We start from the raw sequence: 416 nt of genomic DNA, 5'->3' as shown, positions 1-416 counted from the left end.
TCCACCGAGAAGCCGCTGTGTTTGTAGCCCAGCATGTCTTTGGCGTCACAGTTCTCCAGCAGGCCCCGAGCAACGAAGGCGCGCAGGATGCGTTTTTGCAGTGTGGTCTGCACTGGGGCCACGGTAGCCGCATCGATGCCGGTGGCCGCGTGAAAGATGACACCCGGCGATGAGATTCGAGGGGTCGCATCAGCATCGCCCTCGCCCTCCACTTCCTCAAACACCCCGTCCACCACACAAACGTGGAAGTGGACGTGTTCATTGAGGCTGGAGCCGAATCGGTGAATGAAGGCGATGGCACCGATGTGCAGGCCTGCCTTGTCCATATGGGCCGCACCGGGGCTGTGGGTCTGCAGAGTTTGTGCGATCACCCGCAGAAAGATGCGCAGCACCATGCTCAGCACCGCTCCGTCGCG

1 protein-coding gene is annotated in these 416 nt (G+C 61.5%); it reads right to left on the bottom strand.

Annotated features, from left to right (window positions below):
- Window positions 1–416 (bottom strand): IS91 family transposase (locus OX89_RS05675; protein WP_047349904.1); only part of this gene is annotated, 416 nt, incomplete at both ends.

The sequence above is a fragment of the Diaphorobacter sp. J5-51 genome (genome assembly GCF_001023515.1).
Taxonomy (GTDB): Bacteria; Pseudomonadota; Gammaproteobacteria; order Burkholderiales; family Burkholderiaceae_C; genus Diaphorobacter; species Diaphorobacter nitroreducens.
Note: the sequence above shows the minus strand (reverse complement) of the source record. Positions and strands in the feature narration are given on the sequence as shown.